Here is a 13,171-nt window from a genome sequence, read left to right as displayed (position 1 = left end):
ACGGCACTTTCGGTTCCAAAAGTGCCTACCTGTGAACAGTAACGTTTGACACATTTACAGTGAAAATGATGCAAAAATAGCTGCGTGATGAAATGTGAATGTTTGGATGATAAGTCGTTTCAATAAAGAGAGGTAACGAACATGAAATGGAAGAAATTTACGCTGACGACCACCACAGAGGCGGTGGATCTCATCAGCTACACATTGGATGAACTCGGCATCGAGGGCATTGAGATTGAGGACAATATCCCGCTGACCGAGAAAGAGACGAAGGGAATGTTCATCGACATTCTGCCGGAGCTTCCGCCGGATGAGGGCGTGGCGAAGGTAAGTTTTTATCTCGATGAGGATGATGATATCCCGGCGATGATGGCGAAAGTCAAAGAGGCGCTGGAAGAATTGAAGCCGTTTACCGATCTGGGCGCCTGCACGTTTGCAGAATCCGAGACGGAGGATAAGGACTGGATCAACAACTGGAAACAGTATTTCAAACCGTTTACGGTCGATCACATCCTTATCAAGCCGACCTGGGAGACAGTGCCGGAGGAGCACAAAGACAAGCTGCTGATTCAGATCGATCCGGGTACGGCGTTTGGTACGGGCATGCATGAGACAACGCAGCTTTGCATCCGCCAGCTCGAGAAATACGTGACACCGGATTCAGAGGTGCTTGATGTCGGAACCGGAAGCGGTATCTTAGGTATCACGGCGTTAAAACTGGGCGCAAAACACGTATTTGGAACGGATCTGGATGAAAATGCGATCACAGCCGTTGGCGAGAATCTGGAAGCAAACGGAATCGCACCGGAGCAGTTTAAGGTCGTACAGGGCAACATCATCGACGATAAGGCAGTGCAGGACGAGGTAAAATACGAGTATTACGACATTGCGGTTGCCAACATCCTGGCAGACGTTATCATCATGCTGCAGAAAGAGATCCCGGTTCATATTAAGAAAAATGGTATCTTCATCACATCGGGTATCATTGATATGAAGGAAGAGGCAGTCAAGGCGGCATTTGAGGCGAACGATGCCTTTGAGATTGTAGAGATCACCCATCAGGGCGAGTGGGTTTCTGTCACAGCGAGGAAGAAATAATCATGTACCATTTTTTTGTGGAACCGCACCAGATCGGGGCGGAAGAAATCCGGATTGAGGGCGCGGATGTCAACCATATTCGCAATGTCCTGCGGATGAAGCCGGGCGAGAAGATCCTGATCAGCAGCCGTGAGGGCGGCGACTATTTCTGCCGTGTGGAAGAACTGGAACCAGAGTATGTTTCGGCAAAGATTCTGGAAGAACGGGAAAACAATGAGCTTCCGGCGCGGATTCACCTGTTCCAGGGACTTCCGAAGGGCGATAAGATGGAACTGATCATCCAGAAGGCGGTGGAGCTGGGCGTGTACCGGGTGATTCCGGTCAGCATGAAGCGCTCGGTTGTCAAGCTGGATGCGAAAAAAGCGGATGCGAAGGGAAAACGATGGAATGCGGTTTCTGAGAGCGCCGCGAAGCAGTCCAAGCGCAGCCTTATCCCGGAGGTGGCGCCGCTTATGACCTACAAAGAGGCGGTCAAAGAGGCAGCCGGGTACGATATGGTTCTTCTGCCGTATGAGTCGGCGGACGGCATCCGGAAAACGCGGGAACTGTTGGCGTCGGTCAAACCGGGCACGGATATCGCCGTTTTCATCGGTCCAGAGGGCGGTTTTGAGGACGAAGAAGTCGAGCTTGCCAGGGAAAACAGGGCGGAGATCGTAACGCTCGGAAAGAGAATTTTGCGGACGGAGACGGCAGGATTGTGTATGTTGTCGGCGCTGATGCTGCAGTTGGAAGTGTAATTGGAAAATTACAAAGGAGATAGAGATAAAAATGGAAGCCTATTTTGATAATTCAGCGACCACCAAGGTGCTGGACTGCGTGAAGGATGCGGTCGTTGATGCGATGTGTGTCAACTACGGAAACGCGGCGGCGAAGCACAGAAAAGGTGTGGAAGCAGAAAATTTGATTCGCGAGGCAAAGAAGGCGATCGCGGATACATTGAAAGTGCAGGAGAAGGAGATTCTCTTTACTTCCGGCGGAACAGAGTCGAACAATACGGCGTTGATCGGCACGGCGCTGGCAAACCGCAGAGCCGGAAAACACCTTATCACGACCGGCGTGGAACATCCGTCGATCTACAATACGATGTCATTTCTGGAGGAGATGGGCTTTGAGGTGACCTATCTTCCGGTCGATCATCTGGGACATATTTCTCTGGAGGATCTGGAAAAAGCTATCCGCGAGGACACGATCCTGGTATCTGTGATGTACGTCAATAACGAGGTCGGAGCAGTAGAGCCGATCGAGGCGATCAGCCAGTGCATTAAGAAGAAAAATCCGAAGACATTGTTCCATGTTGATGCGATCCAGGCATACGGAAAATATAAGATCCGTCCGAAAAAACAGGGAATAGACCTGCTTTCTGTCAGCGGACACAAAATCCATGCGCCGAAGGGCGTCGGATTCCTCTATATCCGCGACGGTGTCAAGATCCGCCCGATTCTGTTTGGCGGCGGCCAGCAGAAGGGCATGCGTTCCGGTACGGAAAATGTGCCGGGGTGTGTCGGACTCGGCGTGGCAGCGCGCGAGGCGTACAAAGATTTTGATGCGCGCATTGAAAAGCTGTATACACTCCGGGAACGCCTGATTGCGGGATTGAAACTGCTCGGCGGCGTTACCATCAACGGCAGTGAGGACCGCACCAACGCGCCGCAGATCGTCAGCGCAAGCTTTGAGGGCGTCCGCAGCGAGGTACTTCTTCATGCACTGGAGGACAAAGGGGTTTATGTATCGTCCGGCTCCGCCTGCTCGTCCAATCATCCGGGCATCAGCGGTACTTTAAAGGGAATCGGCGTGAAAAAAGAACTTCTCGATTCGACGATTCGGTTCAGTCTGGGCGATCTGAATGTTGAGGAAGAAGTAGACTATGCGATCGGCGTTCTGGGAGAGCTGCTTCCGGTACTTCGCCGTTACCAGATGAAATAAAATGGCTGTTTAAAGAATGGCTGTTCAGTTTTTTTGCGGGAAAGCAGAGGAATGACAGCCTGCTGTAGAAAGGAAATTCCATGTTTCATACATTTTTGATTAAATATGCGGAGATCGGCCTGAAAGGTAAAAACCGCTATGTATTCGAGGACGCGCTGGTGTCCCATATCCATCACTCGTTAAAACGTCTCGATGGAAAATTTACCGTAACCAAGGAGGCAGGGCGTATCTATGCGACCGCAGCGGAAGAATTTGATTACGATGAGGTTATCGACGCACTGAAAAAGGTATTCGGTATTGCGGCGATCTGTCCGATGGTCCAGTTAGAGGACAACGGTTACGACGATCTGAAAGCGAAGATTGTTGAGTATGTGGACAAAGCATATCCGGATAAACACTTTACGTTCAAGGTAAACACCCGCCGTGCAAACAAACAGTATCCGCATACCTCCGAGGAAGTCAACCGCGATCTCGGTGAGGTCATCCTGGATACATTCCCGGAGACAAAGGTAGACGTACACAATCCGGATGTTCTTTTAAATGTGGAACTGCGTGCAAAACGTATCAACGTATACTCTCTGGTGATTCCGGGACCGGGCGGTATGCCGGTCGGAACCAATGGACGCGCGATGCTGCTTTTATCCGGCGGCATTGATAGCCCGGTAGCCGGATACATGATCGCAAAACGCGGCGTTACTATTGAGGCAACCTATTTCCATGCACCGCCATACACCAGCGACCGCGCAAAACAGAAAGTAGTCGATCTGGCAAAACAGGTAGCAAAATACGCAGGTCCGATCAAGTTAAACGTAGTCAATTTCACAGACATCCAGCTCTACATTTACGAGCAGTGCCCGCATGAGGAGCTGACGATTATCATGCGCCGCTACATGATGAAGATTGCGGAAGAGCTGGCGAAGAAAGACGACTGTCTCGGACTCATCACCGGCGAGAGCATCGGTCAGGTAGCATCCCAGACGGTTCATTCCCTGGCGGTTACCAATGCAGTCTGCACACTTCCGGTATTCCGCCCGCTGATCGGTTTCGACAAACAGGATATCGTCGATATTTCCCTGAAAATTGGTACATACGAGACATCGATCGAGCCGTATGAAGATTGCTGCACCATCTTCGTAGCCAAACACCCGGTTACCAAGCCGGTCCTGCACCTGATTGAAAAATCCGAGCGCAATCTGGAAGAGAAGATAGATGCGCTGGTAAAAGAGGCGATCGATACGGTTGAGGTTATCCGGTGCTAGTCATATAAAATAGAGGATTTGGAGGAACAACGATAATCCAGAGAAGCCGCTGGAGCCGTTCTTCCAAATCTAAAAAAGAACCGCTGCAAAGCGCGTTGCTTAACAGCGGTTTTTTTCGTTTCAAACAGAACCATCTCGATCGTTCTAATGGTTGCTATACAATGTACGGAGCCAGTGTCGTTAAGATCTCGTCAATCTGGTTCTCAGAATGGATGTTTAAATCAATCGGTTTGGACAGATCCAGACTGAAGATACCCATGATGGATTTAGCATCAATCACATAACGTCCGGAAACAAGGTCAAAATCTACGTCGAACTTCGCTAAGTCGTTGACGAAGGATTTAACTTTATCGATCGAGTTTAAAGAAATACGAACTGTTTTCATGAAAAAAACCTCCTCTATCTACAATAATACTTTTATACTACAAAGTAATCTGACAAAAGTCAAGAGAGGATTCAATTTAAAGGAGATAAAAATGAGAAAAGCGGCATTCCACAATCTGGGCTGCAAAGTGAACTCATATGAGACGGAAGCCATGCAGCAGCTCTTAGAGGATGCAGGATATGAGATTGTGCCGTTCCGGGAAGGAGCGGATGTTTATATTATCAACACGTGTTCCGTGACAAATGTCGCCGACCGGAAATCGCGCCAGATGCTGCACCGGGCAAAGAAAATGAACCCGTCGGCGGCTGTTGTGGCGGTCGGCTGTTATGTGCAGGCAGCAGGCGCGGAGCTAAAAAAAGATGAGGCGGTCGATCTGATCGTCGGCAATAACCAGAAAAAAGATCTGGTACAGATTCTGGATGATTATTTTGCAGATCACGAAAATAGCGGTGAGATTCTGGATATCGGACATTCACAGGAATACGAAGAACTCCATATCCGCCGGATTGCTGACCATACGCGTGCCTTTATCAAGGTACAGGACGGCTGCAACCAGTTTTGCAGCTATTGTATTATACCATATACGAGGGGACGCGTCCGCAGCCGCCGCCCGGAGGACATCGAGCGCGAGGTGCGCGGGATTGCGGAAGCCGGATACAGGGAAATTGTCTTGACAGGTATTCATTTAAGCTCATATGGCGTCGATTTCAAGGATGAGCAGAAAGAAAATCTGCTGACTTTAATCAAACGTCTCGATCAGATTCCGGGCATTGAGCGCCTGCGCCTTGGTTCTCTTGAACCACGTATCGTAACCCGCGAATTTGCCAAAGAGCTGGCGAGTCTGCGGACCATCTGCCCGCACTTCCATCTGTCACTCCAGAGTGGCTGCGACGCGACCTTAAAGCGCATGAACCGCCGCTACAATGCTGCTGAATACCAGGTGTGCTGTGAAATTCTGCGGGAAGAATTTGACAATCCGGCGATCACGACCGATGTCATCGTAGGATTCCCGGGTGAGACCGAAGAAGAATTTGCTGAAACAGAGCGCTTCTTAAAAACGATCCATTTCTACGAGATGCATATATTCAAATATTCCCGCCGCGCAGGCACCCGCGCCGCCGATATGCCGGATCAGGTACCAGAAGGAACCAAATCTGTCCGCAGCGATATCCTGCTGGCACTGGAAAAACAGCAGTCCTTAGAATACCGCGGGCGCTTCCTCGGAACCGAAGAAGAAATCCTTCTCGAAGAACCAATCGAGATTGACGGAACCAAATACATGATGGGACACACCCGCCAGTATGTCAAAGGTGCCGTGCCATACGAAGAAGGATTGAAAAATAAGACGGTGAAGGGAATCTTCACGAAGGCACTGAATGAAGAGGTGCTTTTACTGGAAAATGAATAAAAGACAGGAAACGAAAAAACCAATGATACCCCCAAGATGGGATTCATTGGTTTTTTACATACATATAAAATTAAAAAAAATGACATAAATAGAATATATCGGCTTAACAAATTAATCAGTAAGCAATCAATGAACCCCAACGAGATCCTTAATAACTTCCCCAGCAATAATCAGTCCCACTACGGACGGCACAAAAGAGATACTCCCCGGAATCTGCCGTCTGGCGGTACAGCTGCGTGCGGTTCCCGGCGGGCAGACACAGTGGGAACGGCAGGAGATTGCCATATCATCGCCCGGAGTCAACGGTTTCTCTTTCGAATAAACCACTTTCAGTTTCTTGATTCCGCGTTTTTTTAGCTCACGCCGCATGACCTTCGCGAGCGGGCAGACGGAAGTCTTATAAATGTCAGTTACCTCAAAGGCAGCCGGATCCAGCTTGTTTCCGGCACCCATCGAGCTGATGATCGGCGTGTGGCTTGCCTCTGCCTGTTCTACCAGCATCAGTTTTCCCGTTACGGTGTCGATTGCGTCGATCACGTAGTCATACTGGGAAAAATCAAATTCCTTCGCGGTATCCGGCATGTAGAATGTCTTGTAGGTGTGGACAACCGCATGCGGGTTGATGGATTTGATGCGTTCCTCAGCGACATCGACCTTGTACTTTCCGATGGTGGAGGTGGTTGCGATGATCTGACGGTTGATGTTGGTTAAGCAGACCTTGTCATCGTCGATGAGATCAAGCGTGCCGACGCCGCTGCGCGCGAGGGCCTCCACCGCATAGCCGCCGACTCCGCCGATGCCGAAGATGGCAACGCGTGCTTTTGATAAACGCTCCATGGCATCCCTGCCGAGGAGAAGTTCCGTTCGTGAAAATGAATTTAACATATGATACTCCCTTGTAATATATTCTGTCAGTAGCTTCACAGTCACAACTGTGCTATACTAAATAATAGCAGGCTCTGTTTCTGAACGTTTTTTACCCATCAGTTCGGTATTTTATTGTAAAGGTGCGGTCTGCGTTTGTCAAGAAAGACATGAAGAAACGTAACAAAGTGTGCAAATAATCGTTACTGTTCACGGGTGGGCACTTTTGGAACCGAAAGTGCCGTAAGAAAACGTGGTGGCAGCAGGAATTTGCCGTATTTAAATGCGAAGCCACGGCAAATTCCGTTACTGGGCACGCGTGCGTGAACAGTAACAACGGGCAAAAAAAGGTTGACAGATATTGCATAAAGTGATAATATGCCTACTAAGCTGATAGGAAAAAGAAAAGGAGTGAAGATCATGAAAGCAGTCAATGGTTTTTGGATGAATACGATGTGTTGCAGCAATGTTTGTACCTGTATGGATCGATGTTGTTGTCGCATTTGTGTACGCGAAAACCAGAAAGCTGGACTTCGGTAAGCGGGGCTTCCGGGGAAAACGGGTTTCGTGAATCTTTTTATTCATAAGGGTTAAGGATATAGAAAGAGCGCATCCGCGTACACAGAAAAACAAGCAGGACAGGCGGCAGAAAAGCTGGATTGGACGGGCGGGAAATGTGTATAGAGGATGGGCTCTTTTCGCATTTTAAACTTCTTTTGGAGCGAGTTTTTCAAATTGGAAATGAGTTCTGGAAAAAAGAAGAATCTATAGAAATCTATAAAAATTAAAAAATATAAAAATCATCACAGATATTAGGAGGAAATCATCATGGCAAACATTTATAAGGGAACACTGGGGCTGGTAGGAAACACACCGTTAGTTGAGGTTGTGAATGTTGAGAAAGCGCTGGGACTGGAAGCAACGGTTCTGGTAAAATTGGAGTATTTAAACCCGGCTGGAAGCGTGAAGGATCGTATTGCAAAAGGCATGATTGAGGATGCAGAGAAGAGAGGTGTCCTGAAAGAGGGTTCTGTCATCATCGAGCCGACTTCCGGCAATACCGGTATCGGTCTGGCGTCTATCGCAGCAGCGAAGGGATATCGCATCATCCTGACGATGCCGGAGACGATGAGCGTGGAGCGCCGCAACATTCTGAAAGCGTACGGTGCAGAGATTGTCCTGACTGAGGGCGCAAAGGGCATGAAGGGCGCGATCGAGAAGGCAGAAGAGCTGGCAAAAGAGACACCGGGCAGCTTCTTAGCCGGTCAGTTTGTCAATCCGGTCAATCCGGCGGTTCACAGAGCAACCACTGGTCCGGAGATCTGGAATGATACCGACGGAAAGGTTGATATCCTGATCGCAGGTGTTGGTACCGGCGGAACTCTGACAGGTACCGGCGAATACTTAAAATCCCAGAACCCGAATGTGAAAGTCGTAGCGCTGGAGCCAGCTTCATCCCCGGTATTAAAGACAGGCAAGGGCGGCGCACACAAGATTCAGGGTATCGGCGCCGGATTTGTGCCGGATGTACTGAACACTAAGATTTATGATGAGATTTTCGAGGCGGAGAATGAGGATGCATTTGCGGCAGCAAAACTGCTGGCACACAAAGAGGGCATCTTAGTCGGTATTTCCTCCGGCGCAGCCCTGCATGGTGCGATTGAGCTGGCAAAACGCCCGGAAAATAAGGGGAAAACCATCGTAGCGATTCTTCCGGACAGCGGTGACCGCTATTATTCCACACCACTCTTTACAGAGGACTAAGAGACTAATTATAAGAGACTAATTATAAGAGACTAATTATAGAAATAGGACTTCCCAGAATGCAGGGAGAGTGTTATAATTAACAGAAAATGAGTGACTGGTTACGTGCGCGTGAACGGTAACAAAACAGCAGAAAAACACAGGACCCGTTTGTTTGGCAGAGCACTGTCAGCGCGGATCCTGTGCTTTTGTTTCATTTCATGAGAATTGTGGTTACTGTACACGGGTAGGCACATTTTTACATTTTTTTCTTAAAGAGGATTTTGCAGATAACGGATACAGGAGAATATACAATGAAAACGATTACGATTGAGGAGCTGGAAGCGTTAAAGGATGCGGAGAAGACGATCGTGGACATCCGCCCGCAGGATCAGTATATGCGCGGAACTTTTCCGGGGGCGGTAAGCCTCCCGGCGTCCCGGCTGGAAGAGCAATATGAGGAAGAAACAGCCAGGTTAGACAAAATGCATCCAGTGTACGTGATGTGCCATACCGGCGAGAAGAGCCAGGAGTGGGTGCGTCGTCTGACCGGAGACGGATTTGACGCGGTCAATGTGGAGGGTGGTTACCGTGCGTGGCTGCGCCTTTCCCTGTCCCGCTTCGTAGGCGGAGAATCCGAGGCGGATCGAGAGGAAAAACGGGCGAGAATTGAGCAGAGTATTATAAAAAAATTCCGCAAGCCGATCTGGCGGGCGTTTACGCGGGCACTCAACACCTACGACCTGATTCAGGAGGGCGACAAGATCGCAGTCTGTATCTCCGGCGGCAAGGATTCCATGCTGATGGCGAAACTTTTCCAGGAATTGAAAAAACATGGAAAATTCCAGTTTGAAACCGTTTTTCTAGTGATGAATCCGGGCTACAATGCGGATAACTGGAAGATCATCCAGGACAATGCGAAACTTCTCGGCATTCCGCTGACGGTATTTGAGAGCGATATTTTCGACACGGTGGCGACGATCGAACAGAATCCGTGCTACCTTTGTGCCAGAATGCGACGCGGTCACCTCTATGCACAGGCGAAAGCGCTGGGCTGCAATAAAATTGCGCTTGGGCATCATTTTGATGATGTGATTGAGACGATCCTCATGGGAATGCTGTACAGCGGCAAGATTGAGACGATGATGCCGAAGCTGCACAGCCAGAATTTCGAGGGCATGGAGCTGATCCGCCCGATGTACCTTATCAAGGAAGATGCGGTCAAGGCGTGGCGTGATTACAACGGACTGCAGTTTATACAGTGCGCGTGCCGTTTTACTGAAAATTGCGTGAGCTGCGGAGGCGGACGTGGTTCCAAGCGCGATGAGATGAAGGAATTGATCGCCCATTTCCGCAAGGAGAGCGACGTGATCGAGAAAAATATCTTTAAGAGTGTCCACAATATCAACTTAAAGACTGTGATCGGTTACCACAAGGACGATTGGACGTACAATTTCCTGGATGATTATAATGATAAAAAATAACTTGCCGAATGGGGTAAAGTAGAGTAAAATAAAAAAGAGTAGTTTACCTGCACGCATGGATCTGCAGAGTGACAGAGCGCGGCGGGTATTTAAAAGGACGTGAAGACAAAATGGGTGATATCAGCAATACACAGTTTTTTAGAGCAGTACAGGAAGAGAAGAAGCTGGAGGCAAGCCAGGTTCTGGAACAGGTATATACAGCGCTGACGGAGAAGGGTTACAACCCGATCAATCAGATTGTAGGATATATTATGTCTGGAGATCCGACTTATATTACCAGCCACAAGAGTGCCAGAAGCCTGATTATGAAGGTAGAGCGTGACGAAATTCTGGAAGAGCTTGTGAAGGTATATATTGAGACGAAGCTTCAGTAAAGAGTGGATGCAGCACGGCAATTAAAAAGCGGAAGAGTAAACAGCTGGCGACAACAGTCCAATATCTGACGGGCTGCCAGCTTGTTTTGTTATGGAGAAAATAGAATATGAGAATTATGGGGCTTGATTTTGGATCGAAGACCACGGGAGTGGCAGTCAGCGATCCGTTAGGCATTACAGCACAGGGGATTGAGACGATCACACGGAAGGATGAGAACAAACTTCGCCAGACCTGCGTCCGGATTGAAGAGCTGATCCGGGAATACGAGGTTGGGACGATTGTTTTGGGGTATCCTAAAAATATGAATAATACGCTGGGAGAGCGCGTTGAAAAGACGCTGGCATTTAAAGAGATGCTGGAACGGCGGACGAACCTTCCGGTCGTTATGTGGGACGAGCGCCTGACGACGAATGCGGCGGAGCAGATCCTGATCGAGAGTGGAGTGCGCCGGGAAAACCGGAAGAGCGTGATTGATAAGATTGCGGCAGTATTGATTTTGCAGGGATATTTGGATTTACAGGCACAAGGAAAAGCGGAAGAATAAATTATCAGTGATAAAAATCAATGATTGAAAATAAAGAATAGAAGGAGAATCATAGAATGGGAAACCTGGATTCAATGTTAGATGAACTGAATAATATGGAAAACAGCATCACGCTGAGGGATGAGAACGGCGAGGAAGTGAAGCTGTATGTCCTGGAAGAGACAAAGTTAAATGGCGAGTCCTATCTGCTGGCAAGTGATACGAAGGACGGCGATGGAGAGTGCTATCTGTTGAGAGATACATCAAAGCCGGAGGATGCAGAAGCAGCTTACGAATTTGTGGACGATGACGGAGAACTGGAGTACATGTCCAAGGTGTTTGCGGAGCTGATGAGCGATCTGGGCGTTGATATCGAATAAAAATCTAAAAATCGAATTTTTGGAGGTGCATTGATTGAAAAAGGAAACAAATCATAATAAGGTAAAGATCATACCGCTCGGTGGTCTGGAACAGATCGGTATGAATATGACTGCCTTCGAATATGAAGACAGCATTATTGTAGTAGACTGCGGTATGGCATTCCCGAGCGACGATATGCTGGGAATCGATCTGGTTATCCCGGATGTATCCTATTTAAAGAACAACATTGACAAAGTCAAGGGCTTTGTGATCACGCACGGACATGAGGACCATATCGGCGCGCTGCCGTATGTACTCCGCGATGTTCCGGCACCGGTATACGGCACTAAACTGACGATCGGACTGATTGAGAATAAATTAAAAGAGCATAATATGATGAAGACCGTCCGCCGCAAGGTCGTAAAGCACGGACAGTCCATCAATCTCGGATGTTTTCGGATTGAGTTCATCAAGACGAACCACAGTATCGCAGATGCATCGGCGCTTGCGATCTTCTCCCCGGCTGGCATTATCGTCCACACCGGCGACTTCAAGATCGATTACACACCGGTATTCGGCGAACCGGCGGATCTGCAGCGTTTTGCCGAGCTTGGAAAGAAAGGCGTGCTGGCGCTGATGTGCGACAGTACCAACGCGATCCGTCCGGGATTTACGATGTCGGAGCGCACCGTCGGCAAGACCTTTGATTCGATTTTTGCAGAGCACAAGAACAACCGGATCATCGTTGCGACGTTTGCTTCCAACGTAGACCGTGTCCAGCAGATCATCAATACGGCATACCACTATGGACGTAAGGTAGTGGTCGAGGGCCGAAGCATGGTCAATGTCATCGGCACGGCGAGCGAACTTGGATACATTAATATTCCGGAAAATACACTGATCGACATTGAACATCTGAAAAATTATAAGAAAGAGGATACCGTCCTTATCACGACCGGCAGCCAGGGCGAGTCTCTGGCTGCACTGTCCCGTATGGCGGCAGACCTGCACAAGAAGGTTTCGATTATGCCGGGCGACGTGGTTATTTTAAGTTCCACCCCGATTCCGGGCAATGAGAAAGCCGTTGCAAGAGTTATCAACGAGCTGTCGATGAAGGGCGCAGAGGTTATCAACCAGGATACCCACGTATCCGGACATGCCTGCCAGGAGGAGATCAAGCTGATGTACTCCTTAGTTCGTCCGAAATTCTCGATTCCGGTACACGGTGAATACCGCCACCTGATGGCGCAGCGCAACCTGGCAATTTCAATGGGCATTCCGAAGGAAAATGTCATCCTGATGCGCTCAGGTGATGTGATCGAGATCGGGGACGAAGGCTACCGTGTTGCCGACCATGTACAGGCGGGCGGCATCCTGGTCGATGGTCTGGGCATCGGTGATGTCGGAAATATCGTTCTGCGCGACCGCCAGAACCTGGCACAGAATGGTATCATTATTGTGGTACTGACGTTGGAGAAATACAGCAACCAGCTCTTAGCGGGACCGGATATCGTGTCCCGAGGTTTCGTCTATGTGCGTGAGTCCGAGGATCTGATGGAAGAGGCACAGAGAATCGTGGATGAAGCCGTACAAGGCTGTCTTGAGAAGCACGTGAGCGACTGGGGCAAGATCAAGAACATTATCCGCGACAGCCTGAGTGATTTCCTATGGAAGAAGATGAAGAGAAATCCGATGATTCTTCCGATCATCATGGAAGTGTAGAAGACTGCAAAAGCAGCACGGAGGTGG

The 13,171-nt window shown here is 49.1% G+C and carries 13 protein-coding genes; 11 read left to right on the top strand and 2 right to left on the bottom strand.

What is annotated here, in order from left to right:
• The first annotated feature begins 141 nt into the window (after positions 1–141).
• The 4 genes from prmA (at position 142) to thiI (ending at position 4,280) form a co-directional block, all read left to right on the top strand.
• Complete coding sequence (gene prmA / locus C7U56_RS13190; protein WP_107001601.1) at positions 142–1,098, top strand: 50S ribosomal protein L11 methyltransferase; 957 nt, start codon at positions 142–144, stop codon at positions 1,096–1,098.
• Positions 1,099–1,100: 2 nt separating this feature from the next.
• The gene (locus tag C7U56_RS13185; RefSeq protein ID WP_107001600.1) at positions 1,101–1,835 is read left to right on the top strand and encodes a 16S rRNA (uracil(1498)-N(3))-methyltransferase; all 735 of its coding nucleotides are present in this window, start codon (positions 1,101–1,103) and stop codon (positions 1,833–1,835) included.
• 31 nt (positions 1,836–1,866) lie between these two features.
• Entirely contained in the window at positions 1,867–3,021 is a 1,155-nt protein-coding gene (locus C7U56_RS13180) for a cysteine desulfurase family protein (RefSeq protein WP_107001599.1), read from the top strand.
• A gap of 80 nt (positions 3,022–3,101) precedes the next feature.
• A complete protein-coding gene (gene thiI, locus C7U56_RS13175; RefSeq protein ID WP_107001598.1) occupies positions 3,102–4,280 on the top strand; it encodes a tRNA uracil 4-sulfurtransferase ThiI in 1,179 nt (392 codons plus the stop codon).
• Between the two features lie 154 nt (positions 4,281–4,434).
• On the opposite strand, the gene C7U56_RS13170 is transcribed toward thiI, so the two are convergent.
• A complete protein-coding gene (locus tag C7U56_RS13170; RefSeq protein WP_022359725.1) occupies positions 4,435–4,665 on the bottom strand; it encodes an HPr family phosphocarrier protein in 231 nt (76 codons plus the stop codon).
• A 91-nt stretch (positions 4,666–4,756) separates the two neighbouring features.
• Here C7U56_RS13170 and mtaB point away from each other — a divergent pair, with 91 nt between their 5' ends.
• Positions 4,757–6,073, top strand: a complete 1,317-nt coding sequence (mtaB, locus tag C7U56_RS13165) for a tRNA (N(6)-L-threonylcarbamoyladenosine(37)-C(2))-methylthiotransferase MtaB (RefSeq protein WP_107001597.1) — start codon at positions 4,757–4,759, stop codon at positions 6,071–6,073.
• Between the two features lie 126 nt (positions 6,074–6,199).
• On the opposite strand, the gene C7U56_RS13160 is transcribed toward mtaB, so the two are convergent.
• The gene (locus C7U56_RS13160) at positions 6,200–6,958 is read right to left on the bottom strand and encodes a tRNA threonylcarbamoyladenosine dehydratase (protein ID WP_107001596.1); all 759 of its coding nucleotides are present in this window, start codon (positions 6,956–6,958) and stop codon (positions 6,200–6,202) included.
• A gap of 807 nt (positions 6,959–7,765) precedes the next feature.
• On the opposite strand from C7U56_RS13160, the gene cysK reads away from it, so the two are divergent.
• The 6 genes from cysK (at position 7,766) to C7U56_RS13130 (ending at position 13,144) form a co-directional block, all read left to right on the top strand.
• Positions 7,766–8,701, top strand: a complete 936-nt coding sequence (cysK, locus tag C7U56_RS13155; RefSeq protein WP_107001595.1) for a cysteine synthase A — start codon at positions 7,766–7,768, stop codon at positions 8,699–8,701.
• A gap of 293 nt (positions 8,702–8,994) precedes the next feature.
• Positions 8,995–10,164, top strand: coding sequence for a PP-loop family protein (locus C7U56_RS13150; RefSeq protein ID WP_107001594.1), 1,170 nt, complete (start codon positions 8,995–8,997; stop codon positions 10,162–10,164).
• A 110-nt stretch (positions 10,165–10,274) separates the two neighbouring features.
• Positions 10,275–10,538: an IreB family regulatory phosphoprotein gene (locus C7U56_RS13145; RefSeq protein WP_022359731.1), complete on the top strand. Its 264-nt coding sequence runs from the start codon at positions 10,275–10,277 to the stop codon at positions 10,536–10,538.
• Between the two features lie 107 nt (positions 10,539–10,645).
• Complete coding sequence (gene ruvX, locus C7U56_RS13140) at positions 10,646–11,083, top strand: Holliday junction resolvase RuvX (protein WP_107001593.1); 438 nt, start codon at positions 10,646–10,648, stop codon at positions 11,081–11,083.
• A gap of 56 nt (positions 11,084–11,139) precedes the next feature.
• Positions 11,140–11,442 carry a DUF1292 domain-containing protein gene (locus C7U56_RS13135; protein ID WP_107001592.1) on the top strand — a complete coding sequence of 101 codons (303 nt, stop codon included), beginning with the start codon at positions 11,140–11,142 and terminating at the stop codon, positions 11,440–11,442.
• 34 nt (positions 11,443–11,476) lie between these two features.
• Positions 11,477–13,144 (top strand): ribonuclease J, encoded by a 1,668-nt coding sequence (locus tag C7U56_RS13130; RefSeq protein WP_022359733.1) that lies wholly within the window; start codon positions 11,477–11,479, stop codon positions 13,142–13,144.
• Positions 13,145–13,171: the final 27 nt, after the last annotated feature.

It is taken from the genome of Clostridium fessum, from assembly GCF_003024715.1.
GTDB lineage: Bacteria > Bacillota > Clostridia > Lachnospirales > Lachnospiraceae > Otoolea > Otoolea fessa.
The sequence above is the reverse complement of the archived record's forward strand: the minus strand, read 5'-3'. Positions and strand labels throughout refer to the sequence as shown.